The sequence below is a fragment of the Asticcacaulis sp. MM231 genome, assembly GCF_964186625.1.
Classification (GTDB): domain Bacteria; phylum Pseudomonadota; class Alphaproteobacteria; order Caulobacterales; family Caulobacteraceae; genus Asticcacaulis.
The window spans coordinates 2,252,448-2,276,088 of sequence record NZ_OZ075108.1 but is presented as its reverse complement, the minus strand read 5'-3'; the positions used below and the strand labels follow the sequence as shown (position 1 = coordinate 2,276,088).

Sequence of the window (23,641 nt, the reverse complement as noted above, 5' to 3'; positions counted from 1 at the left end):
GTTTAGGGCTTATTTCGGTGGCGTATCGAAGTGCGCGATGCTGGGTATGGCGCTGAGCTTGATATGCGTCGCGCCAGCCATCTGCGACGGCACAAAGTAGGGCGTGCCCGCAGGGTATTCGCCAGCCTGAGCGGTGCGCGGCAGGGGCTTTTTCTGTCCGTTGGCGAATTCGACCTCACCATTACCACCGCCGATGAAATAGACACGATCAAGCTTCGGCAGCATCAGGGCCAGAGGGCCCGCGATCTGGCTTGTGGCCACATTACCCTGCTTGATGCCGGTGGCGAGGCCCGCAGCGTCATAGGTTTGGCTGTTCGGTTGGGTGGAGTAGGGGTGGATTTTGATGCCCACGCCAGCGCCTTCGGGACCGCTGATCTTGATAGTGGCGCCACTGTTCAGTTGTTCGCGCGTCGGCAAGGGGCTCAGGCGACCGCCCGCGCCGATCTGGATCGGCGTCGTCTTGCCGGCATGGGTCAAGGTGACATGCACCTTCGAGGGATCTGTGCGCTTGATGCGCAGGGCGTAGTAAAGATTGACCTGGCTGCGCTGGGCGGCTGGCATATTCAGGAAAGCCTTATAGCCCGGAAAAACGTCGGAAGCGGCGGCCGTCTGTGTGGTGATACCGTTGGCGGTGACCGGCGGCGGCGCGGCCATGGCGGGCACACCAGCACCCAGCAGGCTGAGCGACAGCGCCAGGCCAGCGGATTTCGACAGGTTTTTCAAAAGCTTGGACATCGTTACCATCATCATCTTGTTATGACCTCTATCATAACCTGCCCGAGTATAAAAAGTTAAGGCTGAATGGGGCCTGAACGGGGTTACGACTTGGCGTCGATCAGCAGTTTCGACGGCGTTGCATCGAAACTGACGCTTGCCGCCGTGGGCCATTCCGCCGGCACATAGCTGATATGGGCCGGGTGATAAACACCCTTTTTGTCCTTCGTCGCCCCGATCAGACCAAGCGCCCGGGTCGAGCCATCGGCCAGCTTGACCTGTCCGGTGCTGACGCCACGAATCTCGATGCGATCGAAGGTTGGCAGGGCCATGGCCATCAGGCCGGCCACCTTCTTTGAGCCTTTCAGCGCCTGCGTGACCGAGAGTGCCAGCGCCCTGGCGTCCATCGTCTGCGCCGGGGGCTGGGTGGGCTGGAGATCGAGTGCCACGCCGAACTTGACCCCGGCGGGGCGGCTATAGGTCAGCTTGCCCTTGAGTTGCGCGGCGGTCGGCAGGGGCGCCAGATAGCCTTGGGCGTTCGGCATGATCTTCGCGCCGTCATGCAGGATCAGGGAAATCTGTTCGGCCTTGCCGCCTTGCACCATCATCGTGTAGGCCAGCCGAAAATGACTGCGCTCGGCCGCTGGCAGGCTGTAATAGTTGCTGAGGAAGGGAAACAGCTTCTCGGCCGGAACGCTTTTGCTTTCTGTTTCGGCGAAGGCGGCAGGCGCCATGGCCAGAAAGGCGGCGGACGTGATGAGCAAGGCGCGACGGTGCATGTAATTTCCCCCAGATGATAACAGACACATAATCAGGCCATTGTGCAAAATTTAAGGCGCAACGAAGACCGTTGCGCCTTAAATTTCTTAGACCAAACAGCGATTACAGCCCCTTGACGATGCCTTCGACCATTTTCTTGGCGTCGCCGAACAGCATCATGGTGTTGTCCTTGAAGAACAACTCGTTTTCGACACCCGCATAGCCGGCCGACATGCCGCGCTTGATGAAGAGAATGGTCCGGGCCTTTTCAACTTCGAGGATCGGCATACCGAAGATAGCTGAGGTCGGATCGGTCTTGGCGGCCGGGTTGGTCACGTCGTTGGCGCCGATGACGAAGGCGACGTCCGCCGTTGCGAATTCGGAATTGATGTCCTCCAGTTCGAACACCTCATCATAGGGCACATTGGCTTCGGCCAGCAGGACGTTCATGTGGCCCGGCATCCGTCCGGCGACCGGATGGATGGCGTATTTCACTTCGACGCCTTCTTCTTTCAGCTTGTCGGCCATTTCGCGCAGGGCGTGCTGGGCCTGCGCCACCGCCATGCCGTAACCGGGCACGATGATGACCTTCGAGGCGTTCTTCATGATGAAGGCGGCGTCGTCGGCCGAGCCTTGTTTGACGGGGCGCGTTTCGACCGCGCCACTGCCGGCGGCGGCGGTGTCTCCGCCGAAGCCGCCCATGATGACGCTGAAGAAGTTGCGGTTCATGCCCTTGCACATGATGTAGCTGAGGATGGCGCCTGAGGAGCCGACCAGGGCGCCGGTGATGATCAGGGCGATGTTTTCCAGCGTGAAGCCAAGTGCCGCCGCTGCCCAGCCAGAATAGGAGTTGAGCATGGAGACGACGACCGGCATGTCAGCGCCGCCGATGGGCACGATCAGGGTGATGCCGAGCACGAGGGCGATTACGAAGATGCCCCAGAAGGCCCAGGTGGCCAGGCCGTGCGTCACGATCAGGGTGACGATCAGCGCCACGACGGCGACGCCCAAAGCAATATTGATCAGGTGGCGGGCCGGCAGGATGATCGGTGCGCCCGACATATTGCCGTTGAGTTTGGCAAACGCAATGACCGAACCGGTGAAGGTGATGGCGCCGATGGCGACGCCCAGCGACAGTTCGATTAAGGATTGTGTCTTGATTCCGCCCGCGCCGTCATCGATGCCGAAGGCTTGTGGTGCGTAGAGCGCGCCGATAGCGACCATGCAGGCGGCCAGGCCGACGAGCGAGTGGAAGGCGGCTACGAGCTGCGGCATGGAGGTCATGGAGACCTTCTGCGCAATGGTCATGCCGGCAATGCCGCCGACGGCGATGCCGCACAGGATGATGACGATGGTGACCGGATCGAGATCACCCTTGCCGAGCAGCGACAGGATGGTGACGCCGATGGCGATGGCCATGCCGATCATGCCATAGAGATTGCCCTTGCGGCTGGTTTCCGGCGACGACAGGCCGCGCAGGGCCAGGATGAAGAGGACGCCGGAGATCAGGTAGGCGAGGGCAGAGATATTGGCGAAATCCATTTACTTGCCCTCCCCATTTTTCGTTTGCCCTGCCGCTTCGCTGCTTGAGGGCTGCGGCCTCTCTTTTTTCTTGTACATGGCCAGCATCCGGCGCGTCACCATAAAGCCGCCGAAGATATTGACCGCCGCCAGCGCCGAGGCCAATCCGCCCGCGCCCTTGGATATCCAGACGCCTATACCCGCACCCTCCGCATGCGCGGCGGCAGCGATCAAGGCGCCGACGATGATGACCGAGGAAATAGCGTTGGTGACCGCCATCAACGGCGTATGCAGGGCCGGTGTGACGCTCCACACCACGTAGTAGCCGACGAAAATGGCCAGCACGAAAATGGCCAGACGGAAGATGGTGGGATCAACGGCTTCCATAGTTTTTCCTCTTGATCGGTGCGGTCGAGAAGGCGACATTGGCCAGACGGATCAGGCCCTGATCGTTATATTCAAAGGTCTCCGCCACGATATGGCTTGACTGATTGCGATAGACGAGCGTGTGCCCTTGCGCGCCGATGCAGTTGGCAACCGGCTCAAATTTCAGGTTAGGTACGCGCGGCAAGGTGCTGGAAACATAGGAATAAAAGGCCTGAATATCGGTCAGGACGCCGCGCTCTGACAGGCCGAGCTTGGCGACGAAGGGCGAGATAAACACCAGATTGTCGGCATAAAGATCGCAGATATTCTGCGCATCGCGCGAATTCCACGCTTCATACCATTCAGCGGCTTTTTGTTCGTAATCGATATAGGCCATCAGGCGTCTTTCAGATTGGGGTGCACGATGGCGCCGCCGTGGGTGACGAGCGCGGCCTTGAGGATTTCATCCTCGGCATCAGGGGCCAGCGCGCCGTCTTTATTGATAAGCAGGCCTACAAAGGCCTGCAGGTTCTTGGCATAGAGCGCCGAGGCATCGGTGGCGATGCTGGCGGTGATGTTCGACAGGCCTATGATCTTGACACCATTGACGTCCACGATCTGATCGGCGACGCAGCCCTCGACATTGCCGCCCTGGGGGGCGGCCAGATCGATCAGGACCGAGCCGGGCTTCATACTGGCAACCTGCTCCCTGGTGACGAGGATCGGCGCGGCACGGCCGGGGATCAGGGCCGTGGTGATGACGATGTCTTGTTTGGCGATGTGCGATGAGGTCAGCGCCGCCTGCTTGGCCTTGTATTCCGCCGACATTTCCTTGGCGTAGCCGCCGGCGGTCTGGGCGTTCTTGAACTCCTCGTCCTCGACCGCCAGGAACTTGGCGCCTAAGCTTTCCACCTGCTCCTTGGTGGCCGGGCGCACATCGGTGGCGGTGACCACAGCGCCCAGGCGACGCGCGGTGGCGATGGCTTGGAGGCCGGCGACGCCGACACCCATGATAAAGGCCTTGGCGGGCGCCACCGTACCAGCGGCGGTCATCATCATCGGGAAGGCCTTACCATAGGCATTGGCGGCTTCGATGACGGCGCGATAGCCGGCCAGATTGGCCTGCGACGACAGAACGTCCATGACCTGCGCGCGGGTGATGCGCGGCACGAACTCCATGGCGTAAGCGGAGGCGCCGGCCGAGGCGAGCGCGTTTAGCGTCTGATTCTCTCGGTAAGCATCGAGCATGGCGATTACGATGGCGCCGGCTTTCAGCGCTGCGATCTCATCCTTGGCCGGGCCGCGCACCTTGAGCACGATATCGGCGTCCTTAAGGGTATCCTTCACGGTCTTGGCGATCGTGGCGCCGGCAGCCGTATAAGCCTCGTCGGTGATCGAAGCGCCTAGGCCTGCGCCAGTCTGGACTTTGACAGTTAAGCCCGCGGCAGTCCATTTCTTGACGGTGTCAGGCGTGGCGGCGACGCGGGTCTCGCCCGCGATCTGTTCCTTGGTAACGGCGAGGGTTAAGCCCATGATGGTTTCCTCTTTCTCGACGGCATCACTATGATTTTGATGCACCTGCAACGACCGGAGTCGCTTGTTTGTTAAGATGTTTGTTATGGGGAAATGAAGGTCAAGTCAAAGCCTTGTTACGCTCTGCAAGATCACATGCATGCCAAGGCCTCACCCACGCGGAAAAGCGGGCGAGGCCTTGTGTGCAGGATATATCGGCTTTTTTTCGGCGTCAGACGACGCCCGCGAGCTTAGTGGCTGGCGTCGGGCTTCTTTTTTAGCACGACCCAGCCGAGACCGGCGACCACCACGGCCGACACTACGGCGGTGATAAAGCCCAGCTTGGTGCTGGTCAGCACGATAAGGAAGACGAGCGCAACCGTAATAACCAGGCTGCCCCACTTGGTCATGTTGACGAACAGCTCGAAGGAATGCTGGTGCTCATGGACATCCATCTCGCCACGTACATAATCGTCGGTCGAATGATCGTGAGGATCGGCCATGGAACTTATTCCTTATAGGGGCGGGTGCATCTGCCCTGTGAACAGATATCTTTGACCGATCCTTACAAAAGCCTGCTGATTTGGTCAATAGGGCGGTTCTGTGTCGCGCTTACCGGGTCGGATCAACCACCTTGCCGCCGCTCCGGTAAACCTCGCCGCCTTTCATGACGAAGGCCGGATGTTCCAGCGCGGTGACATCGGCCAACGGATCGCTGGTGACACCGATGATATCGCCATAGTGACCCACCTTGAGGCTGCCGACATCGGCCTGCCAGCCAAGCGCCTGACCGGCATTGACCGTGGCCGCCTGAATCGCCTGCAAGGGCGTGGCGCCGTAGCGCACCATGACCGCGAATTGTCGGGCATTGTCACCATGCGGATAGATTCCAGCGTCGGTCCCGTAGATCATTTTCACGCCGGCCTTGAGCGACTTGCGGAAGTTCTCACGCTGGATCTCGCCGATATCTGCGTCCTTCTTGAGATTTTCCGGCAGGACGCCGTTTTTCGCGCCTTCGGACTGGGTGTAGTCGGTGTTGTAGATGTCCATTGAGAAATAAGTGCCGTGCTGGACGGCCAGCTTGATGCCTTCATCATCGACCAGGCTGGCGTGCTCAATGGTGTCAACGTCGGCACGGATCGAATCGGATATGCCCGATGCACCGTGGGCATGGACGGCGACCTTTAGACCGTCCATATGGGCCTCATCGACGATGGCTTTCAGTTCAGGCAGGGCCAGTTGCTGGGCGCCGGGTGTATCGCCGCGCGAGAAGACGCCGCCGGTGGCGCAGACCTTGATGACCGTGGCGCCGTATTTCTTGAGCGTGCGGACGACCTTCACACCCTCTTCGGGACTATCGACATTATAGGGTGATTTCTGATCCATCGACTGCGGAAAATAGGTTTCATCGCAGTGGCCGCCGGTGGCGCCGATGGCGTAGGTGGCGGTGATGAGGCGCGGACCAGAGATATAGCCGTTATCGATGCCTTCGCGCAGGCCCACATCGTTGAAGAATTCAGAACCGACATTGCGCACGGTGGTGAAGCCGGCATCAAGCGTCTTTTTGGCGTTGGAGGCGCCAACGGTCATCCAGAAACGATCCGACATTTGCAGAAAGTTATAGCCGCTGTATTCCGGCGCCGAGTTGAGATGGACGTGCATGTCGATCAGGCCCGGCAGGAGGGTGACGCCGGGGAGGTCGATCTTTTCGGCATCGGCCGGGATGGTGATCGACCCTTGCACGCCCTCAGCCGTGATGCGGCCATCGGTGATGATAACGACCGGCCTGGCTATCACCTTGCCGGTTTCGACCTCGATCAGTTTGTCCGCGGTGATGGCGACGGTTTTTGCCGTGGCGCCGGTGGCGAGGAAAGACAGCGCGGCGGTCAAAAGCAGACGGTGTTTCATGATCATCCCCAAGGTGGTAAACTCTGAGACGATCACGAAAAGATCCTAGTCTTACTGAGTCACAAAATTGGGGGGATTCGCGTTTTGGGGAAATGTGCTAGCCTCGTCGATTCATAGTCTTCAGGAGAGGCTGGATGAGTGACCTTAGCACGCGATTAAGTGAAGCATCGTTTTTGGATTATGTCCATAGTCTGGTTGATGTGATCGGCCATGCCGATCGCGCGGAGCCGTTGAAGGATTACTGCCTTGGTCTGATGCTGCCTGTTGATCGCAAGAGCGTAGAGCCCCTGGCCGCTGTGACTTCGCCTTCGCGGGTTTCGGCGAAACACCAATCTTTGTTGCATTTTGTTGGGCAGGCACCGTGGTCAGACGAGGCGCTTTTGGCGCGGGTTCGCGAGAGGGTGCTTCCGCAGATCGAGCAGCATGGACCGATCAAGGCCTGGATCATCGACGACACCGGCTTTCCCAAGAAGGGGAGGCACTCAGTTGGCGTAGCGCGGCAATATTGTGGTCAGCTCGGCAAACAGGATAACTGCCAGGTCGCCGTCAGCCTGTCGGTTGCGAACGCTGCGGCCAGCCTACCGATCGCCTATCGGCTTTATTTGCCTGAGACCTGGTGCGATGATCCAGAGCGGCGGCGTAAAGTGAAGGTCCCTGAGGAGATAGGCTTCCAAACAAAGCCGACTATCGCACTTGATCAGGTCCGCACCGCTAAGGCCGCCGGTGTTGCGCCTGGGGTGGTATTGGCTGACGCTGGCTACGGAGCGGATGGCACCTTCCGCGCTGGCCTGACCACGCTTGGCCTCACCTATGTCTTGGGTGTACAGCCGACACTCAGTGTCTGGCGTCCAGGGCAAGCTCCTTTGCCTCCAAAACCTTGGAGTGGCCGGGGACGACCACCGTCGTTGCTGCAACGTAATCCCGACCACGCGCCCATCTCGGCAAAGGCGCTGGCACGGGAGCTGCCGCCCGAGGTTTGGAAAACGGTCTGCTGGCGAGAAGGTACGAATGTGGACCTGAGTTCACGCTTTACCGCGCTTTGGCTGCACCCGGCCTCCCGCGACCATAAGCTGACAGAACCCCGCCCTGAGGAATGGCTGCTGATCGAATGGCCTGAAGGCGATGAAGCGCCGCTCAAATACTGGCTTGCTACCTTGCCAGCAGACACGTCACTCGAAGATCTCGTCAGCACCGCCAAATTGCGGTGGCGAATTGAGCGAGATTATCAGGAACTCAAGCAGGAACTAGGCCTTGGCCATTACGAGGGTCGAGGGTGGAGAGGCTTCCATCATCATGCAAGTCTCTGTATCGCCGCCTACGCCTTCCTAATCTCCCGACGGGAGGCCATTCCCCCCTCAGGGCCGAACATTGCCAAGAACCTCAAAAAGCTTGACCTTCCCCAAGGTTATCGACCCCGTGGATCCCCCAATCAGGCCGGAACGCCACGTCAGGGATTCGATTGCGACCATCCGACGATGTTTGACAGTCGCCCTCAGTCGAACCCTGCAGCGATGTCCATGTTGCACCAAGCCAACAATACCTGAGAATGCCACTTTATGACGCAGTAAGACTAGGCGCAAGCGCTTAAACCAAGGCTTCAAAAGCCTCAATCAACCCTTCCAGACGGGCGCAGCCCATTTTCCAGAAGGCCTTGTCGCGCGGGTTCATGCCGAAGGGCGCCAGAGCTTCAACATAGGTTTTCGTGCCGCCGCCAGCCAGCAGTTCGCGGTAGAGCGGGGTGAAGGCTTCCGGATTTTCCCGGCGCTTTTCCATCAGGGCCGAGACGAGCAGGTCGCCAAAGGCATAGGCGTAAACGTAGAACGGCGAGTGGACGAAGTGGCTGACATAGGCCCAGTAGACTTCATAGCCGTCATTGAGCTTGATGGCCGGCCCTAAGCTTTCGCCCATGACCTCAAGCCACAGGGCGTTGATCTGATCGAGCGCGACCTCGCCTTCGAGGCGGGCGGTATGGAACTTTTCCTCGAAGCGGTGGAAGGCGATCTGGCGGATGACGGAGTTGAGGCCGTCCTCGATCTTGCCGGCCAGCAGGGCCTTCTTCTCTTCCAGCGAGGCGGTGGCGACGAGATGCTCAAACACCAGCCCTTCGGCGAAGATGGAGGCGGTTTCGGCGAGCGTCAGCGGTGTGTCGGCCAGGATCGAGCCGAGCGGCTGGCACAGGGTCTGGTGGACGGCATGGCCAAGCTCATGCGCCAGGGTCAGCACTTCGCGGCGGTCGCCGGTGAAGTTTAGCATGACATAGGGATGGCGGTTGGCCGTCACCGGGTGGGCATAGGCGCCGGAGGATTTGCCGGCGCGCGGCGCGGCGTCGATCCATGGTTGATCGAAAAAGCGCTGGGCGCGTTCGGCGAATTCCGGTCCCATCTTGGCGAAGCTGTCGAGCACGATCTTTTTCGCCTCGGCCCAGCTATAGTTTTTCTGCACATCCTGGGTCAGCGGCGCGTTGCGGTCCCAGAAATCGAGCTGCTTCTTGCCAAGGATCTTTGCCTTGATCTTGTAATAGCGGTGCGACAGGTTGGCGTAGGATTCCCCGACGGCCTCGGCCATGGCGTCAACGGCGTCCTTATCGACCTCATTGGCGAGGTGGCGCGACGCTGCCGGATCTTCGTATTTGCGCCAGCGATCCTCGACCTGCTTTTCAAAGGCCAGGGTGTTGAGCGTCAGGGCCAGCACGGGGGCATTGTCCCTGAGCGCCGCCGATAGCCCAACTGCCGCCGCCTTACGAACGTTGGCTTGAGGGGCGGAGAGGCGGTTCAGCGCCTCGTTGAGGGTCAGGGAGTCTTTACCGATCCTGACGCGCATCCGCGTCAGGGTCTCGTCGAACAGGCGCGACCATTGCCCGACCGCCGGCATACGCTCCAGCATCAGGCGCTCCAGGTCGGGCGTCAGTTCGTGCGGACGACTGGCACGGATACGGCGCAGCCAGGGGCGCCATTTTTGCGCCTTGGTGACCATCTTGAGCGCATTCTCGATTTCCCAGTCTTCGAGCTGGTTCAGTTCGAGCGACAGGAATAGGCTGTCAGCCGAGATCATCGCGGCCTGGGTGCCGAGGTCTGACTGCATCTTGGCGATGCGGGCGTTCTCGCGGTCAATGGTTGATGCCAGCGTGGCATAGGCCAGTGCGCCGCCCATATCGTCCATCGCCTTTTCGTAGAGGCTGCCGGCCTGATCGATCAGCAGGCCGAGGCGCTCCGCATTGCCGCGCGCCGCCACGAACTGGCCTTGCAGTTTGGCCAGTTCCTTGACGTGGCCTTCACCGCGCGCGAAATCTTCAGCGATTTTGGGATCTTCGGGTCCGCTGTACAGATCGGTGAGATCCCAGACGGGCAATTGGGTGACGGAATCGAGGGAGGGGACATGTGTGTTCATGCATGCGGACATAGCCATAAAGACAACGAAAATCGAGAGGGTTTATGCGCCGTCCCTTCACTTCATGCTGATCGCCTGTTTGGGGAGAGCGTACAAAAACGGGACATTAACTATAGGTCTACACCTGATTTTCACGCCGATCCCTTAGGTTTGTCTCAAAATAAGCCGAAATCCGGACACCGGTGACGGCGAAATCAGACGATGGTGGATATTGAAAATGGCGAAAACGATCCTGATCTGTGATGACGACCCCACGCAACGCCGCCTGATACAGGCCGTGCTGGAGCGCGAGGGTTTCTCGGTCATGCACGCTGAAAATGGCGGTCAGGCGGTTGAACGTCTGTCGCAGAATTCAGGCATCGACGCTGTCATTCTTGATCTCGTCATGCCAGGCCAGTCCGGCATTGATACCTTGAAGGAAATTCGCGCCGCCGGCATCCGCACGCCGGTGGTGGTCCTGACCGCTTCGGGCGGTATCGATACTGTGGTCAAGGCCATGCAGGCCGGGGCGCAGGACTTCTTCATCAAGCCGGCCTCGCCTGAGCGCATTCTCGTTTCAGTACGCAATGCCCTGCAGATGGGTGATATGGTGGCCGAAGTGGCACGCCTGAAGAAGCACACCGGCAACCGCATTGGTTTCGATGACCTGATCGGCACATCGGGCCCGATGGCTCTGGTGCGCCGCCTGGGCGAACGCGCCGCCAAGTCCTCGATCCCCGTGCTGATCCTCGGTGAAAGCGGCGTCGGCAAGGAACTGATCGCCCGCGCCATTCAGGGCTCTTCCGAGCGCTCCGGCAAGCCTTTCGTGGCGGTTAACTGCGGGGCCCTGCCGGAAAACCTCGTGGAATCCATCCTGTTCGGTCACGAAAAGGGCTCTTTCACCGGCGCCTCCGACAAGCACCTTGGCAAGTTCCAGGAAGCCCATGGCGGCACCCTGTTCCTCGATGAGGTAGGCGAACTGCCGCTCGACATGCAGGTTAAGCTCCTGCGCGCACTTCAGGAAGGTGAAATCGATCCAGTCGGCTCCAAGCGTCCGATCAAGGTTGATGTCCGCATCATTTCGGCGACCAACCGTAATCTCGGTGATCAGGTCAAGGCCGGCGCCTTCCGCGAAGACCTGTTCTATCGCCTCAACGTCTTCCCGATCGAAGCGCCATCCTTACGTGAACGCCGTGACGATATTCCGGCCCTGATTGATCACTTCGTGCGCCGCTTCAATATTGAAGAAGGCAAGCGCGTCACCGGTGTTTCGAGTGAGGCCATGCAGATGTTGTGCGCCTATGACTGGCCGGGCAATGTTCGCCAGTTGGAGAACACCGTCTATCGCGCCATCGTGCTGAGCGACAGTCCGCATCTGCAAGCCTATGATTTCCCGGCGATCAGCGGCCAGGTTGCGCCGATGATGGCACCGGCCGAAGGTCAGGTCGTGGCCCTTGGTCAGGCCGTTGCCAGCCTGACGGAAGAGCATCACGATGCCCTGCATGACGCGCCGGTGCGTATCCTTGATGACGCCGGTCACCTGCGCAAGCTTGAGGATATCGAGCGCGACCTGATCGAACACGCGATAGGCGTCTATGCTGGCCATATGTCGGAAGTGGCACGTCGTCTCGGTATCGGACGTTCAACTCTGTATCGCAAGGTGCGCGATTGCGGTCTTGAGGGGCTGGTCAAGGAAGCGGGCTAATCATCCTGCTAGTGATTTTGGGTCTTGCCGCGGATGCCGCCCAGCAGTTGCGCCTGTAGCTTGATCACCCGCTCGGGCGACAGATCGTAAAGCGCGATGATGCCCACACCGGCGAAGGCCATAATGGCCGGCCCCAGTCCAGTCAAAAGGCGGATATTGTCAAGCACGAAGGGTGTTGGCGCCTTGTTGCCGGCGTAGTCGACCAGCGCCCAGCCGATGATGGCGGCGGCGATGGCGGCGCCTATCTTCTTTGATAGCATGATCATCGAATAGGTCATGGCGGTGGCGCGGTAGCCGGTTTTCCAGGCGTTGTAATCCGCCGTATCGGCATACATGGCGAAGGTGAGGGTGGCGATGGTGCCAAAGGCCACACCGCTTATGGCCTGCAGCACGAACATCAGAATGATCTGGCCTGGCTGACAAAAAAAGAAGCCGAGACAGGCGAGGCCGGCGACCACAAGCATGATCGAAATCCATCTCTGGCGCGAGAGGACGCGTGCCAACAGCGAACTGACGGCGGAGCCTGCAGCCAGGCCAAGCGTGAAGGTCATGACGATACTGATGACCAGGTCAGGTCTGCCGGCATAGGATCTCATGTAGAAGGGGGCGACCGAGGTGTGCAGCATCGAGGCGACCATGACGACCCCGGCGAGCAAGAACAGAATGACCCATGGGCGGTTGAGGAACAGGTCTCGCACATCGCGCAGTGGGTTGGGGTTGGGTCGTGAGGTCAGGGCGAAGCGCTCCTGGGTGTGCAGGAACAGATTGATCAATATGCCGACCACAATGACGCCGTAGACGGTCATGACGAACTGCCAGCCAAGCGCGTCATTGCCACGACCGGCCCAAGTGACCAGTCTGGGCGTGGCCCATGTGATCAGGACTGCGCTCAGGAACGCGCCGCCAAAGCGCAGGCTCATAATCTGTTCGCGCTGGGTTGAATCGGGGGTAATGACGCCGGACAGCGCATTGTAGGCGGTGTTGGCTCCGGTATAGATCAGGTTGAGCAGGATCAGGCCGAAATAGGCGGAGAACAGCTTGCTGTCATGCGGGGCATTGGCAAGTGAGAAAAACAGGATGCCCGCGGCAGCCAGCGGCAGGCAGAGCCACAGAAACCAAGGGCGATAGCGACCATAAGCCGTGTGCGTGCGGTCGGCTATGGCGCCGAACACCGGATCAGCGAAGGCGCTGACGAGGCGCATGGTCACCAGAAGGGTGGCTATGCTGGTCAGGCTTAGCCCCACGACATCGCCGAGATAGACCATAATGAAGGCTGAGACCGGTGCCCAGTACATGTTGAACCCAACATCGCCGAGGCCATAGCTTATGGTTTCTCCAAGCCGAACCGGTTCGTAGGCGTGCAGAGCGTCTTTATCAGAGGCTGGCGTCATGAGTGGTCTCGCGGCCTTGATTTAGACAGGCTGTAATCGATTTTTGTCCGCAGGGGTTAAGGAACTCGTAAGGCCATTCTTCCCAAAAATTTTACTCAACCGGTGGAAGTTTCAAAAGCGGTGAAAACCGTCTTTATAATCAACCGAATGTGTCGTTTTGTTGAGATCGCCTGTCAGGGGAGTTTTTTAAAGGGGCTGGCCCCTTTGCAGGACTTTCGGTTAGGGTGGGGCTGAACCTTTAACCTGATGCCCCCCGGAGACCGCCCGATGATTCGCCAGACACTCTCTCCTGATCGCCGCATTTTTCTGGCTGGCGCTACAGCCCTGGCGGGCGCTTCCATCTTTGGTACCGTACAGGCGGCTGAGGGCGATCTTAATCTGTTCGTCGGCACCTATAGTTCGGATGCGGCCAAAGGTATCTATCCGCTGAACTACACTTCGGCCACCGATAGCTGGACACTCGGTGATCCTCTGCCGGCGATCGAAAACGTTTCATTTGGCGCCTATAGTCCGGTTTCACAGCACTATTACCTGCTTAACGAAAAGGACGAAGGCCGCATCGGTATCTACGACAAGGCGTGTAAAAAGACCTATGAGGTTTCCAGCCAGGGCGCTGCGCCCTGTTATGCAGCGCTCGATCCCAGCGGCGGCTATCTCGCGGTCGCCAACTATTCTTCGGGCAATGTCGTGGTCTACAAGATCGGAGCCGAGGGTGGACTGGAGCAGCCGCCGGCCAATCGCCAGAATACGGGCTCCGGACCGAACAAGGCCCGGCAGGAAGGGCCGCACGCCCACTGGGTGCAGTTTCAGGGCGACTATATCTACAGCGTCGATCTCGGCACCGATCAGGTGCTGGGCTATAGTTTCGATGCCGCAACCGGCGCAGTGGGGCAGGCTTTCGAGGCCTATCATGCGCCAGGCGGCGCCGGGCCGCGTCACCTGATCTTCCATAAGGACGGCGTTCACGCCTATCTGGTCACCGAGCTGAACAATACGGTGATTGTCTTGAAAGCTGCGAAGAATGGTCGTTTTGAAGCTACACAGACCATCACTACCTTGCCGGCAGGCTTCAAGGGCGAAAGCTACTGCGCCCATATCGCGTTGAATGCGGCGGGTGACCGGCTTTACGTCTCCAATCGCGGGCATAACAGCATCGCGGTGTTTTCGGTGGCGGCGGATGGCGGTCTGAACCTTATTCAGGTGTCGCCGACGCTCGGCAACTGGCCGCGCTTCTTCGCTGTGTATGAGGATCATAAGCGCCTTGTCGTGGCGCACCAGAAGAGCAACGATCTGGTCGTTTTCGAGCTCAAGTCCGATGGCACTCTGGCGCCGAAGGATCAAAAAATCGCCGTTTCCACGCCCGTCTTTATCGGCGTATCTGCTTAAGGCTTTCAGGCGGGCACGGCGTCTTCCATCGGACAGTATTGTGCGAGGAAATGATCATGTGGCGGCATGGCGGCGACGGCCTTGGCGATACTGCCTTTCAGGCCTTCCAGACCTCGGATGGCGTCTTCGCGCGGCATCAGCTTGCCAACGCCGTGCCAGCCGCGCGGCTCGATGCGCTGGCCGAGCAGGACCTGTACCCAGGAATCGACTCGGAACAGATCGTCCGGCGCCTGATAGGCATAGGCCTTTTCTCGGAACAGTTCGATACGCGCCGCTAAGGTGTCAGGCACGGACATGTTACGTCGGTCGCGCCAGAAGGCGCTGTCGTCGCGCTCGGTCGCCTTGTAGTGCAGAATAACGAAGTCACGGACGCGTTCCAGTTCGGCGCGGGCGGCCTGATTATAACGATCGGTCAGGGCCTCAGTGATGCCGCTGAAGGGGAACATCTGCACCAGACGAGTTACGCCAATCTGGAACAGGTGGATGCTGGTGGATTCGAGCGGTTCGATAAAGCCGCTGGAGAGGCCAAGCGCCACGCAGTTCTTGTTCCATGACGTTTTGCGACGACCGGTGGAATAGGGGATCAGGCGCGGATCGAACAGGGCCGGGGCGTCGAGTGCGCCGAGCAGGCGCGTGCGGGCGTCCTCTTCCGATAGATACTGGCTGCAATAGACCAGGCCATTGCCGACACGGCTTTGCAGTGGGATCCGCCAGCGCCAGCCAGCATCGTGCGCAATGGCGCGGGTATAGGGCATGATCGTTCCGACGGAGTTTGTCTGCACGGCCAGAGCCCTGTCGGTGGGGAGCCAATGGCTCCAGTCATCCCAGCCTGTTTTCAGCGTCTGCTCGATCAAAAGACCACGGAAGCCGGTGCAGTCGATGAACAGGTCGCCTTCGATGGTGGCGCCTGAAACCATAACAAGGCCGGTGAGGAAGCCGGATTCAGCGTCCTGTTCAACGCGGGCGATCTTGCCTTCGACACGTTTGACGCCGTTGGCCTCGCTCAGCTTGCGCAGGAATTGTCCGTAGAGCCCGGCATCAAGGTGATAGGCGTAATTGATCGTGGCCTTTTCCGAGGTCTGGAAGCGGCCAGCCTTGGCGGCCTGCAATTCCAGGCAATAGTCGCCCAGATCGCCACCATAGCCATCAACCCTGGCTTGCAGCCAGATATGATGGAAATCGGCCATCCACGGTGAGCGGCCGATGGTGCCAAAAGCATGGAAATACTGATCTTGCTCGCGCGCCCAGTTCTCGAAGGAGATACCGAGCTTGAAGGTGGCGTTGGTGGCGCGCATCACCTCACGCTCATCGATGCCGAGAAACCGGTGGAAGGTGCGCACGGTCGGGATGGTGGATTCGCCGACACCGACCGTGCCGATATCCTCGGATTCGACCAGGGTGATGTCGAGCAACGGACCGATCAACTTGCTCAGAGCCGCCGCCGCGCACCAGCCGGCTGTGCCGCCGCCGGCGATGACCACCTTCTTCACGCGCTGTTCGTTCATGGCGATGTTCCCTTATCGGTTCTTTTATCGGTTTAGGCGGTTAAGCAGCATGGCGCGCAAGCGTCGCGCCTTCATATCGTCCAGTGACCCCAGATTACCCCGCGCCGCTTCGGGCAGGTGCGCGCCGGCGCGCTCAGCCGGTCCGAAGACGTAATAGTCGAACAGGTTGCGCCACGCCGCCTTTTCAGCATCCGGCCGGTCCCGCAACGAGAGCAGGGCGTGCAGCAGGGTGTTCATCGGGGTGTCCATGAAGGTCGGTGTCGCGTTCCACCAGTAATTGATCAGAATATTGAAGGTATCGAGCGCCTCGACGTGATGCCACCACATGGCCGGATAGAACAATACGTCGCCCGGTTCGAGATCAGCGACCTGACCTGCGGCCTCAGCTTCACGGAAGCCGGGGTAGCGCGTGTAATCGGGATCTTGGAAATCAACCATGCTGATCACCTGGCCGCCGGGTGTCGGTTCCAGCGGACCGGGATAGAGGTTGTCCACCTGTTCGGGGGGGAAAAGCGTGAAGCGACGGTGGCCGGCCACACAGACGGCGAGATTGTGCGACATGTCGAAATGTGCCGTGGCGGTGGTGCGATTGCCGATCCAGATACTGGCGATGATGTTGGCGAACATCGGGTGACTGAGGTCAAGATCGTTCTCGGCGCGCAGACCCGGCAGATAGGTGTCGAGATCGGTCGAGCCGAGATAGAAGGACGGCGGCGCGGGGTCTGCGAGATGGTTGGCTATCTGATCAAGAAACGCGTCAAGCATGACGCGCTCGGCCTTGAAGTTCAGGGCCGTTACCTCATCATTGTAAAAGAAACGGCCACCGATTTCCGGTGCGCCGGTAAAGCCAGTGACCGGACGGCCCTGATAGAAACCCTTGAGCTTATTGATGGCGTTCTGTGGCGAGGCGAGGCCAGCCTGCACCAGCCGCCAGTCACGCGCCACGCCTTTAAGGATGACCGGCGCCTGCATCGCTAACAGGTCATCGTAAGGGATGGCGTCGGGCGCGATCCCCTCGATAACCTTGGTCTTGGTCGTTATATGCGCCATGGCGTACTGCTTACGCGTTTGTTCAGGCGGGTAAAAGAGCGCGCTGGCGGTTCTTCATCTCGATCAACCGCGACATATTGCCCATGGAGGTCAGCACGCAGAAAGCCAGAGCGAGGAAGCCGGCACCGTTGAGCTTTTCGAGGGTTGCGCCGTCAAGCTGGCTCAGGCCGTCCGAACTGATAGAAAAGAAGCCGGGGAGGCTGTACTGAGTCGTTTCATCGAGGCGGATGTTGATCTCCACCGGTGCGATGAGACCGGCTGTTTCAAAGGCCGTGAACATGGCATGGCTGGCTTCGGCCCCGACATGCAGCGTGCGCAGGGTCTGGACGACGCGCTCAAGCGCCGGCGAGTGGCCACCATGCGGCTGGAACAGCGGGGCACCATCGGTGCGGCTGATGCGCGGATGGTCGAGATCGACCATGATCATCGGTTCTGTGACGCCGTTTTCCTGCTCACGCAGGCCAATGCGGAACGGGCCGCGTGCCTGAATGGCCGGAATATAACGGGCCTGCCAGCCCTTGTCGTCAAGGTAAAGGTTTTCGTCGCGATCAAGGCCCAATAGGGCGAAGGCCTGAAACGTACCCTTGTCCGAACGACGGAACAGGATCGGGTATTCACGCTGAACCTCTGCGAACTCGGTCGGGAAGACCAGCGCCATATTCACCTTGTCGCCCAAAGCCGCGGAATGGCCGCTGATCAGCCTTAAATCATGGTGCTCGACATTATCGAGCAGGACGGTCTGGGTCATTTTTTTCTCATCCTCACAGTTCTTAGTTACCCTTACGAAAAAGGCCGCGGCGAACCGCGGCCTTTCCCGTGACGGTGTTATGCGTCGATTGTATTAGAACTTGTAACGCAGGCCAAGCTGATAGCGTGTGTCGAGTTCCTGGGCGTAGATGAAATTGACATCATCGCGACCGTGTTGACGAATGTGTTCCTTGTTCAGGTTCAGACCATCGAAGGTGAGTTGGAGGCTCGGTGTCAACTGATAGCTGACCGCGAGATCCACCACGCCGAACGGCTCGACATAGGTCGGGTTGTGGGCTGTACCGTCGCGGTTTGCGCCGCTGATGTACTCATCGCGCCAGTTATACGACAGTCGTGCCGAGAGGCCGTTCTTATCGTAGATCCCGGTGACGTTGTAGGTGTTCGACAGGCCGAGCAGCGGGAATTGGACTGTGTCCGTATCGGCTGCCGAATTATCGAACTCGATGTCGCCGTCAACCGTTGTCAGGCTGCCCGACACACCAAAGCCGGTGTCACCGAAGAAGTGCTGAATGGCGAATTCGAAGCCATGCAGGTTAGCATTCTTGTTGTTGACCGGGATGCTGGTGACAAAGGTGTACAACGGATCAGTGGAGTCAGCCGTAATATCGTAGGTCTTCAAAACCTGATCTACGAAGGTTTGATCCAAGTTACCCGCGCCATTCAGGTGGGATTGATATTCGCTCGTGGCGGCGGCCGAATTGCCGTTGTTCTTGATGATCAGAGCGGTCATTGTGAACAGGTTCACATCCGTGGTGCCTTGGCCGATATTACTTAGAGCCGTTGCGGCTGCGCCTGAACGCGTGCCCGGACGACCGGACGACGGGTCACGCAGACCGAATTGATCCGAGTTGACAGAACCACGACCAACGAAGTTCGCGATGTCCTTGTTGTAGAAACCAGCCGAAACATAGCTGGATGGACCGTAATACCACTCGACCGAGAAATCGATATTGCTTGATTCCAGCGGCAGCAGGTCAACATTGCCCTTGTTAGCGGTAGGGTTCACGCCGTTAAGCGTGGGGCGAGGCGGGCCACCAACCGTAGTCGTCAGGAACATGTCGCTGAACGCGGGACGCGCGATCGTCTTGGAGTAAGACGCCCGAGCGATCACGTCGTCACGGACATGCAGCGTGACATCGAGGTTCGGCAACCAGTTATCGTAGCTGGCTTTTTGCGCAAGTGTAACAACGCCGCCGTTGAAATCGACGGTGGAGTCGTTGTCCGCCGTCCAGCGAATGGCGGTCGGAAGACTTTGAACCGCCGAGGCGTCGACATCGGTCTTTTCATAGCGCAGACCGGCAACGATACCGGCTTCCATACCGAGCAGATCGCCCTTCATCTGGAATTGACCATAGATCGCTTTAACATTTTCTTCGATCGTGTTCGATGTCAGAGCGGCTGTAGGAATCGTGGTGTTATAGCCTTTGGCGAGCGCGTTGTAGATATCCAGAGCATTGCCACGGAAGGCGATATTAGATTGGCCTGGCGTGAAGTCTTGGAAGAGTGCGCCGATATCGTAGGTTTGTACAAGACCCGGAGCATACTGCGCCACGTCACCCGGATTGCCGATACCCCAGTCGCCCAGAGCCTGATAGGTCTGGCCGGTCGTGGTTTCCATCTTGCCTTTCAGCAGATCGATCCCGAAATCGAAGCGGCTTTCGCCTTCAAGATCATAGGCGAAATTGGCCTTGAATTCGTCGATCTGATGCGTCTGGCTGTTCGTAACCATGCGACCGACCTGTGAACCCAGATCGCCCAGATCCAGCTTGCCGTTGTTGTTGCCGCGATAGCCAACGATCACCCGCGAGGTGCCGGGGAGAAGGTTGCCGTTTGCGTCAACAATAACATTGTCATTGGCGTCAACGAGTTTGCCGGCAGAATTGGTTTTGTAAACCGGATTGCTGTCATTGATCGTGAACTTCTGGATAGGGATATCACCGCGGAAATCGACGGAGTGTTCAGCGATGACGGGAGCACCAAGAGCGATCAGAACGGCGCTGGTGCCATTCGGATTGCCAGGCAAGGACTCACCTTTTGAGCTATGTGCATCGAACGTGACGCTCATCTTGTCGTTGATTGTCCATTCGGCATTCAGACCGAATGAGGTGAGGGTGTCCTTGGTGCCGCGCAGAGCCTGCTCGAAGCCCATATCCTTGGTGCCGTTTTCATTTTCCTGCATGTAGACGGCGTTGTAGATACCGGAGGCGCCCTTTTCGAAGGTGATCTTATCAAACGGACGGTTGAACCAGTTGCCGGAGTTGGCGCGTTGTTCGCTGGCCTTATTTTCAGAATAAAGGGCATCAGCCGTGAACAGCCAGTTTTCGGCTGGTCGCCATTGAATGGTGGCCTGCAGGTTGGTGCGCTCCGTGTGCGCGTCGTTAAGCTGATAACGGCTGTCGTTGGCGTAGGAGACCTGCGCGCCGTCGGGCGGACGGTTCGTGATCTCGGTCAGCAGATTGCCATTGGAATCGTAACGCAGGCGTCCGCTGGACTTAGGCAGGAAAAGCGAGCAGTCAGGTTTCGTGGTCGGGCAAGTCGCGAAATAGTCGATGTTCCACGCGTTCTGGGTCGCCGAACGGGTAGCGATGTCCTGTTCAGAATAGGCGCCGAACAGGGAGACACCGAAGGTCTTCGAGTCGTTCGTCCAGCTATAGGCGCCGGAAACTTCCGGTGTGATGTCCTTGCCGTCGACCATATTGTCGCCGTGCAGGGCCTTAACCGACAGGCTGCCGCGATGACCTGCCTGGGTGATTGGCCGCAGGGTCTTGATGTTCAGGGTAGCGCCGATACCGCCGGAAGCGATATTAGCTTTGCCGGTTTTGTAGACTTCAAAGCCGCTGATGCCGTCAGAGGCGATATTGCCGAAATCGAAGTTGCGCGTGCCGCCGCCGTTGAAGTCTGTGTCACCACCGACGACCGAGACGTTGGCGGTCGGCATGACGCGGCCGTTCAAGGTAACGAGGTTAAAGCCGGGACCAAAGCCGCGGACTGTGACTTCCGAACCTTGGCCGTTAACGCGGTTGATTGACACGCCAGGAACGCGCTGAACCGATTCAGCCAGGTTGGTGTCGGGATATTTGCCGATGTCTTCCGCCGAGATGGCGTCGACAACGCCGGTGGCGTTTTTCTTGATGTTCATCGAGCGTTGCAGCGAACCGCGGATGCCCGTCACCACGACGACGGTTAACTCGTCTGCCGGTGCTGCCGGGGTCGCGTCCTGCGCGAACACAGTGCTCGTCATAGCGCCCAGAGCCAGCGTCGAAACGCTGCACAGGACAGCCTTACGCATAAGGCCCCCAAATCTATTGGTCATTCTCTTCTCCCTTTGGTTTTCTTTAGTCGTCACTGAGTACGCCGGAACTATTATGTCTACATGCCTGTTGAGCAGGCCTTTGAATACACAAAGATTTTGACGCACTCCCTCATGCCTGGTGTCCGCGTTTGCGGCCAGACAAGAACTCTATACAAAGCGCTTGGGACTTGGCTTGCCCCTGGCGTTTCATTCCCTTTATGAAATCTTCGACAACCGAGTTGCGACTTCGTTATGCTGATACCGCTATCATGACAAGGTTGTCAGTTCAAATATGGAATATCGTGAAACGGGAACTTTACCAGTGGTTGTTGTATATATACGACAGTTTACATGCCTGACATATTTGTGGGGGCGATTACCTCGTAAGGTAGGGGCGTGTCGCAGCTCTGTCGAGATGTAAGATCATATCGAATACGGGCTTAAGCACGCGAGCGAGAGCGGTATGATCGGTGTCGGTCGCGTACAGCCCACGTACTGTCATGCCATCAGCAATAATGCGCAGCATGTCGGCGCGGGCATCGAGCTCGACCGGACTAAGGCCAGGCGAAGCGGAAAATTTTACCAGGGTCAGGATAAGCTCGCGCTCTATAGCGGCGGATCGGCGCACAATGGCTTCTACCTTAGGGTTACGTGCCGCTTCAGCATAGATTTCTAAGGCCAGGGCGCTGCGTTTGCGTTCATGCTGACGGGAGATAAAGGCAATCGCGTGTTCCAGCGAGAACTCGTGCTCGCCGGTTTCGGCGCGCAAAAGGGATTCCGCCACATCGGTGCGCAGTTGCGCAATGTCCAGGGCCACAATTGCTTCGATGATGGCTTCCTTATTTTCAAAGTGACGATAGATGACGCCCACGCTCATCCGTGCCTGCTTTGCAATCTCGGACATACTGGCGCCATGAAAGCCGTGAAGTAGAACGCAAGCAATCGCGGCATCCAGAATTTGCTGCTGCCGCGCCTCGCGATTTATCCGTGGGCGTTGCGCTTTAAGGGTTTCCGTGGCATTCCCCTCAATATGGTTCATTAATAATTCCTCTATAAGATGTGCGACGTTTTGTTTTTCGCGTCCCGACATCCACCCCTTTAGACTTGACATACAGCAGACGCGAGAATAAAGCCAATTAAATGAGAATGAACGTTCACTCTCGTTAATTTGCGTTAACTGCCCCTGTATGCGGCGACGTTCTGGTCGGCGCGCCTTTATAGTTCATTTCGGAGAGCCGCTCATGGCACCCAAACGTTATCCTATGCGTCCTTTCGTCATACTTGCCGTCGTTACCGCATCAATGGCTATGCCTTTGGCGGGATGTAGCCCTAAAGGCCAGATGCCGGGCGCTGGAGGGCCTGTGCCCGTCAATGTCGAGGTCATGACATCCCGACCGGTTACCTTGATGACAGAGTTGAGTGGCCGCACAGCGTCGGTTTTGGTGTCGGATGTGCGCCCTCAGGTCAGCGGCATCATCAAGGCGCGCCTTTTTACGGAAGGCGCTCTCGTGACGCAGGGGCAGTCGCTGTATCAGATTGATCCCGCCAGCTATCAGGCTGCTTATGACAGCGCGCAGGCAACGCTCGCCAATGCTAATGCAGCCTTGACAACCGCGAAGCTCAAGGCAGACCGTTATAAGGAACTGGTCGCCATCAACGCCATATCGAAACAGGATAACGACGACGCTCAGGCCGCTCTGCAACAGGCTCTGGCGCAAGTCGCTTCCGCGAAGGCCTCTGTGCAAACGGCCAACATAAATCTTGGCTATACCCGCGTCACCGCGCCGATATCGGGTCGTATTGGCAAGTCGACCTATACGCCTGGAGCGCTGGTCACGGCCGGGCAAGCGAATGCACTCGCCACCATTCAGAAAAGTGACGAGGTCTATGTCGACATCAATCGTTCGGTCGCCGACATGCTCGCGATGCAGGCGGCCATTAAGGCTGGAACACAAGGCCAGTCCGACAGCGCCGATGTTACCCTTATCCTGGAAAACGGCACGACCTACCCGCTGAAGGGCAAGCTGCAGTTCTCTGATGTCACGGTTGATGAAGGAACAGGTACCGTCAATCTGCGAGCCGTGTTCGCCAATCCCGACGGTCTGCTGATGCCGGGTATGTATGTCCGCGCTCAGCTTTCAACCGGTGTTGCTACCAATGGTATTCTGGTCGAACAAGCTGTTGTGCAGCGCGATCCGAAGGGTAACGCGACGGTTTTCGTTGTTGGTCCTGATAACAAGGTCGTATCGCGTCCCGTCACCCTTGGGCAGACGGTTGGCGAAAAATGGCTGGTGCTCAGCGGGTTGGCTGTTGGCGACAAGGTTGTGGTCAACGGACTTCAGAAAATCGCTCCTGGCGCGGCTGTGAAGCCTTCCGTCGTCAACGCCGCCGAATAGGG

The 23,641-nt window shown here is 58.6% G+C and carries 17 protein-coding genes and 2 pseudogenes; 4 read left to right on the top strand and 15 right to left on the bottom strand.

From position 1 onward, the window contains the following. Positions 1 to 9: 9 nt before the first annotated feature. The 8 genes from ABQ278_RS11095 to ABQ278_RS11060 all read right to left on the bottom strand — a co-directional run bounded on the left by ABQ278_RS11095 (position 10) and on the right by ABQ278_RS11060 (position 6,786). Positions 10 to 750, bottom strand: coding sequence for a hypothetical protein (locus ABQ278_RS11095; protein WP_349319646.1), 741 nt, complete (start codon positions 748 to 750; stop codon positions 10 to 12). 68 nt (positions 751 to 818) lie between these two features. Beyond that, complete coding sequence (locus ABQ278_RS11090; protein ID WP_349319645.1) at positions 819 to 1,493, bottom strand: hypothetical protein; 675 nt, start codon at positions 1,491 to 1,493, stop codon at positions 819 to 821. Between the two features lie 103 nt (positions 1,494 to 1,596). Continuing rightward, positions 1,597 to 3,015 (bottom strand): NAD(P)(+) transhydrogenase (Re/Si-specific) subunit beta, encoded by a 1,419-nt coding sequence (locus ABQ278_RS11085; RefSeq protein WP_018081878.1) that lies wholly within the window; start codon positions 3,013 to 3,015, stop codon positions 1,597 to 1,599. Further along, positions 3,016 to 3,381, bottom strand: a complete 366-nt coding sequence (locus tag ABQ278_RS11080; RefSeq protein ID WP_349319644.1) for an NAD(P) transhydrogenase subunit alpha — start codon at positions 3,379 to 3,381, stop codon at positions 3,016 to 3,018. After that, a complete protein-coding gene (locus ABQ278_RS11075) occupies positions 3,368 to 3,757 on the bottom strand; it encodes a nuclear transport factor 2 family protein (protein ID WP_349319643.1) in 390 nt (129 codons plus the stop codon). The genes ABQ278_RS11080 and ABQ278_RS11075 overlap by 14 nt, the downstream gene beginning before the upstream one ends. Then, on the bottom strand, positions 3,757 to 4,893 hold the full coding sequence (locus tag ABQ278_RS11070; protein ID WP_349319642.1) for a Re/Si-specific NAD(P)(+) transhydrogenase subunit alpha: 1,137 nt from the start codon (positions 4,891 to 4,893) through the stop codon (positions 3,757 to 3,759). The genes ABQ278_RS11075 and ABQ278_RS11070 overlap by 1 nt, the downstream gene beginning before the upstream one ends. Positions 4,894 to 5,123: 230 nt before the next feature. Then, on the bottom strand, positions 5,124 to 5,375 hold the full coding sequence (locus tag ABQ278_RS11065; protein ID WP_349319641.1) for an aa3-type cytochrome c oxidase subunit IV: 252 nt from the start codon (positions 5,373 to 5,375) through the stop codon (positions 5,124 to 5,126). 109 nt (positions 5,376 to 5,484) lie between these two features. After that, complete coding sequence (locus ABQ278_RS11060) at positions 5,485 to 6,786, bottom strand: amidohydrolase family protein (protein ID WP_349322151.1); 1,302 nt, start codon at positions 6,784 to 6,786, stop codon at positions 5,485 to 5,487. Positions 6,787 to 6,914: 128 nt separating this feature from the next. Between ABQ278_RS11060 and ABQ278_RS11055 the strand changes: the two are divergent. Continuing rightward, positions 6,915 to 8,216: pseudogene (locus ABQ278_RS11055) on the top strand (IS701 family transposase); the annotation flags it as partial. A gap of 148 nt (positions 8,217 to 8,364) precedes the next feature. On the opposite strand, the gene ABQ278_RS11050 reads toward ABQ278_RS11055, so the two are convergent. Continuing rightward, positions 8,365 to 10,167, bottom strand: coding sequence for a M3 family oligoendopeptidase (locus tag ABQ278_RS11050; RefSeq protein ID WP_349319640.1), 1,803 nt, complete (start codon positions 10,165 to 10,167; stop codon positions 8,365 to 8,367). Positions 10,168 to 10,384: 217 nt separating this feature from the next. Between ABQ278_RS11050 and ABQ278_RS11045 the strand changes: the two genes are divergently transcribed. After that, on the top strand, positions 10,385 to 11,851 hold the full coding sequence (locus tag ABQ278_RS11045; protein ID WP_349319639.1) for a sigma-54 dependent transcriptional regulator: 1,467 nt from the start codon (positions 10,385 to 10,387) through the stop codon (positions 11,849 to 11,851). An 8-nt stretch (positions 11,852 to 11,859) separates the two neighbouring features. Here the strand turns inward: ABQ278_RS11045 and ABQ278_RS11040 are convergent, their stop codons facing one another. Further along, positions 11,860 to 13,242: a glycoside-pentoside-hexuronide (GPH):cation symporter gene (locus ABQ278_RS11040; protein WP_349319638.1), complete on the bottom strand. Its 1,383-nt coding sequence runs from the start codon at positions 13,240 to 13,242 to the stop codon at positions 11,860 to 11,862. Between the two features lie 267 nt (positions 13,243 to 13,509). Between ABQ278_RS11040 and ABQ278_RS11035 the strand changes: the two genes are divergently transcribed. Further along, positions 13,510 to 14,628: a lactonase family protein gene (locus ABQ278_RS11035; protein ID WP_349319637.1), complete on the top strand. Its 1,119-nt coding sequence runs from the start codon at positions 13,510 to 13,512 to the stop codon at positions 14,626 to 14,628. A gap of 5 nt (positions 14,629 to 14,633) precedes the next feature. On the opposite strand, the gene ABQ278_RS11030 is transcribed toward ABQ278_RS11035, so the two are convergent. From ABQ278_RS11030 to ABQ278_RS11010, 5 genes and pseudogenes are all read right to left on the bottom strand, one after another. After that, positions 14,634 to 16,133, bottom strand: coding sequence for a tryptophan halogenase family protein (locus tag ABQ278_RS11030; protein ID WP_349319636.1), 1,500 nt, complete (start codon positions 16,131 to 16,133; stop codon positions 14,634 to 14,636). Between the two features lie 24 nt (positions 16,134 to 16,157). Next, a pseudogene (locus ABQ278_RS11025) lies at positions 16,158 to 17,209 on the bottom strand (cupin-like domain-containing protein). Then, complete coding sequence (locus ABQ278_RS11020) at positions 17,206 to 17,931, bottom strand: SapC family protein (protein ID WP_349319635.1); 726 nt, start codon at positions 17,929 to 17,931, stop codon at positions 17,206 to 17,208. Before ABQ278_RS11020 ends, ABQ278_RS11025 begins: the two are co-directional and overlap by 4 nt. 93 nt (positions 17,932 to 18,024) lie before the next feature. Further along, positions 18,025 to 21,264, bottom strand: a complete 3,240-nt coding sequence (locus tag ABQ278_RS11015; RefSeq protein ID WP_349319634.1) for a TonB-dependent receptor — start codon at positions 21,262 to 21,264, stop codon at positions 18,025 to 18,027. A gap of 355 nt (positions 21,265 to 21,619) precedes the next feature. Further along, positions 21,620 to 22,333: a TetR/AcrR family transcriptional regulator gene (locus tag ABQ278_RS11010; RefSeq protein ID WP_349319633.1), complete on the bottom strand. Its 714-nt coding sequence runs from the start codon at positions 22,331 to 22,333 to the stop codon at positions 21,620 to 21,622. A gap of 151 nt (positions 22,334 to 22,484) precedes the next feature. Between ABQ278_RS11010 and ABQ278_RS11005 the strand changes: the two genes are divergently transcribed. Beyond that, entirely contained in the window at positions 22,485 to 23,639 is a 1,155-nt protein-coding gene (locus tag ABQ278_RS11005; RefSeq protein ID WP_349319632.1) for an efflux RND transporter periplasmic adaptor subunit, read from the top strand. Positions 23,640 to 23,641: the final 2 nt, after the last annotated feature.